The organism is Mesorhizobium sp. M7A.F.Ca.CA.004.12.1.1, from assembly GCF_003997835.1.
Taxonomy (GTDB): domain Bacteria; phylum Pseudomonadota; class Alphaproteobacteria; order Rhizobiales; family Rhizobiaceae; genus Mesorhizobium.
The window spans coordinates 1-422 of record NZ_RZRK01001532.1; the positions used below are offsets into that span (position 1 = coordinate 1).

The following is a 422-nucleotide window of genomic DNA, read 5'->3' on the forward strand; positions in this document are numbered from 1 at the left end:
AGCGTCGACAGCGGTACGCCAAGTTCGCGGCACAGCAACGCGGTGCGCTCCGAAGTCGGCACGCCGATGACGGTCATGCCGGTGGCGACCTTTTCGGCAAGCAGCCGCACGAACTCTTCGGCCGTGGTGCCGGTGCCGATGCCGAGCCGCATGCCTTCGCTCACATGGGCGAGTGCTGCCCGCGCGGCTTCGACCTTCAACTGCCTTGCATCCATGTCGGTTATTGCCCCGGAAATTCGCTGCCGGGCTCGTAGCATTTTTGCCGGTCCGGTCAAAGCCCCAGGCGGCGGGTCCCCAGGTGATCCTGCGTAGGAATTATTTCCTTGACCGGTGAGGGCAGCTATGCTACATTTTTGGTTATGGTGCTGATTTGCGCCAACGACCCGCCGCTGTGGCGGGGTTTTCATTTCTTGAAGCTCGCC

1 pseudogene is annotated in these 422 nt (G+C 62.1%); it reads right to left on the reverse strand.

From position 1 onward, the window contains the following. A pseudogene (locus tag EN984_RS37400) lies at positions 1 to 215 on the reverse strand (ribose 5-phosphate isomerase A); the annotation flags it as partial. Positions 216 to 422 lie beyond the last annotated feature (207 nt).